The sequence below is a fragment of the Christensenella sp. genome (assembly GCF_034927525.1).
GTDB lineage: Bacteria > Bacillota > Clostridia > Christensenellales > Christensenellaceae > Christensenella.
This window is the reverse complement of sequence record NZ_JAYFPU010000109.1, coordinates 1-3,071: the sequence shown is the minus strand read 5'-3', so window position 1 is coordinate 3,071 and position 3,071 is coordinate 1. Positions and strand designations below refer to the sequence as shown.

Annotated in this window: 2 protein-coding genes; both read left to right on the top strand. The window is 52.7% G+C overall.

What is annotated here, in order from left to right; genetic code table 11:
• Positions 1 to 153 precede the first annotated feature (153 nt).
• Positions 154 to 1,581 carry an ethanolamine ammonia-lyase reactivating factor EutA gene (gene eutA, locus VB081_RS04470; protein WP_323399645.1) on the top strand — a complete coding sequence of 476 codons (1,428 nt, stop codon included), beginning with the start codon at positions 154 to 156 and terminating at the stop codon, positions 1,579 to 1,581.
• 30 nt (positions 1,582 to 1,611) lie between these two features.
• On the top strand, positions 1,612 to 2,979 hold the full coding sequence (locus tag VB081_RS04465) for an ethanolamine ammonia-lyase subunit EutB (RefSeq protein ID WP_323397922.1): 1,368 nt from the start codon (positions 1,612 to 1,614) through the stop codon (positions 2,977 to 2,979).
• Positions 2,980 to 3,071: the final 92 nt, after the last annotated feature.

Sequence of the window (3,071 nt, the reverse complement as noted above, 5' to 3'; positions counted from 1 at the left end):
TGTGCCGTTTGAGGCACTTGAAATAAACTGAATATGTAAGGGAGCCTGCAATGACGCAGGGCTCCAATACCTTGGTGAAGAGGCCTGGGCAATGGGAATTGATGACGATTCCGATGTCCAGGTTTTTTTGTTGGAAAAAATGGAGGATATCCAGTGAAGGAAGTTATAAAAAGTGTGGGAATCGACATTGGAACATCGACCACCCAGCTGGTTTTCAGTCAATTGACCATCGAAAATCTGGCCAGCAGTTTTACCGTTCCACGGATCAGTATTGTGGATAAAACGGTGTTCTACCGATCACAAATATATTTCACCCCCCTTAAGACAGCGGATGAAATCGATGCGGAGGCGGTAAAGGCCTTGATTTTACAGGAGTATGCAGCGGCAGGAATTTCCCCCGGAGATTTAAAAACCGGGGCCGTCATCATCACCGGGGACACCGCGCGAAAGAAGAATGCGGATGCGGTCCTCCAGGCCCTTAGTGCGATGGCCGGGAATTTTGTGGTGGCCACCGCCGGCCCGGATTTGGAGTCCGTCCTTTCGGCCCGGGGTGCCGGGACGGATGTGTTGTCCCAAAAACATCACAATTGTGTGGCGAATATTGATATTGGTGGGGGAACGAGCAACATCGCCGTCTTTGACAAGGGCAAACTGATGGGGACCACTTGCCTGGATATCGGGGGACGGCTAGTATGTGTCGAGGAGGGACGGATCAGCGGGATTTACCATAAGCTAAAGGCCCTGGCCCTGGAACACGGACTCCCCCTCGAAATCGGTCAGAGTGCCGACATTGCTGTCCTGAGGCAGCTGTGCCGGCTGATGGCGGATCATTTGGCCGAGGCCCTAGGGCTGATACCCAGGGAGCCGGACCATGGGCGGCTGTATACCAACGATGGAAAACCCCTACCAGAGGGACTGAAAATCGATGCCCTCACCCTTTCCGGAGGGGTGGCAGACTGTATGAGCCAGGAAAAATGCGATGATTTTTGTTATGGAGATATTGGGGTTTTACTGGGTGAGGCCATCGGGGGCCATCCGGCCTTTCAGAAGGTAGAGCGCTATCCCGCCCGGGAGACAATCCGGGCAACGGTGGTGGGAGCCGGAAGCCATACCATGAATGTCAGCGGGAGCACCATCCATTATGTGGAAGCGGTACTTCCCATGAAGAATATCCCGATTTTAAAGCTATCCCATGAGGAGGAAGCCACTATCCCCGGTTTAATTCTGGGAATTAAGCGCCGGCTCCCCCTGTTTATCCAGGAGGATGGACCGAGCCCTGTGGCCATTGCCCTGTCGGCATCGGCCTATGAAAGCTTCCAGGACATTCAGGCCTTGGCCAGGGGAATCCTGGAGGGATGCGCCGCCATTATCCAATGGGAAATTCCCCTGGTACTGATTCTGGAGTGCGATATCGGGAAGGTCCTGGGGAATGCAGTGGACAGCATTTTAGGCGGCAAGAAGGACATTATCTGCCTGGACGGCGTGTATGCGCAGGACGGGGATTATATTGATATAGGAAAACCAGTTGCAGGAGGGAGGGTATGCCCTGTCGTTATCAAAACAATGGTCTTTAACACGTAGGCAATCGGCATTAGAGAAGGAGGAAAAACAGTGATTTTAAAAACAAAGCTATTTGGGACGACCTATTCCTTTGGGTCCCTTCGGGAGGTCATGGCGAAGGCGAACGAAGAGAAATCCGGGGATCGGTTGGCGGGAGTTGCGGCAGAATCGGCGGAGGAACGTGTCGCAGCCAAAGCCGTGCTTTCTCACATCACCCTGGGGGAGATACGGAATAATCCAGCAGTCCCCTATGAGGAGGATGAGGTTACACGCATCATCCAGGATGATGTGAATGAAAGCATTTATATGGAGCTGAAGAATAAGACGGTGGCAGAGTTCCGGGAGTGGATATTGGATGAAAAAACCGACGGGGCAATGATCCGCCGAGCCTCCCGGGGAATTACCAGCGAGATCGTGGCAGCGGTGTGCAAGCTCATGGGGAATCTGGACCTGATTTATGCAGCAAAGAAGATACGGGTTACCGCCCATTGCAATACGACCATCGGCCTGCCGGGGACGTTTTCATCACGACTCCAGCCCAACCACACCACCGACGATATCGACGGTATTATCGCCTCGACCATGGAGGGTTTTAGCCTAGGCTGTGGGGATGCGGTGCTGGGTCTGAACCCGGTGGATGATTCAGTGGAAAATGTCACCCGGGTTTTAAAGGCTTTCGATGCCTTTAAAAATGAATGGGAGATTCCCACCCAGATCTGTGTACTGGCTCACGTGACTACCCAAATGGAGGCCATCGAAAAGATGAATGCCCCCATGGATTTGATGTTCCAATCCATTGCCGGATCCCAGAAAGGCAACGAGGCTTTCGGGATTTCTGCACAAATGCTTAAAGATGGGCACGATTTAATGCTCAGCCGGGGCACCAGCACCGGTCCCAATGTGATGTATTTTGAAACCGGCCAGGGGGCAGAGCTATCCTCTGATGCGAACTTCGACTGGGATCAGCTGACCATGGAGGCCCGATGCTATGGACTGGGCAAGCGTTACAATCCATTCCTGGTCAATACCGTGGTGGGCTTCATCGGACCGGAATACCTGTACGAGTCCAAGCAGGTCATCCGGGCGGGTCTGGAGGATCACTTCATGGGTAAGCTTACAGGGGTGTCCATGGGCTGTGATGCCTGTTACACCAACCATATGAAGGCGGACCAAAATGATATTGAAAATCTGGCCACTTTGTTGGTGGCCGCTGGGTGTAATTATATCATGGGGGTTCCCCAGGGGGATGACTGTATGCTCATGTATCAATGTACAGGGTACCATGAAGCGGCAGCCCTTCGGGAGGTTTTCAACCTTCGTCCCACGGCCCCCTTTGATGCCTGGATGGAGAAAATGGGCTTTTCAGAAAATGGAAGATTGACTCCCTTAGCCGGGGATGCCTCGGTCTTCGTTAAATAGTCAGGAGAGTGTGATGATTAGTGAACAAGAATTGAGGAAAATCGTCAAGGATGTCATCGCCGGGATGGATATTTCAGGAACCACCCAGGAGA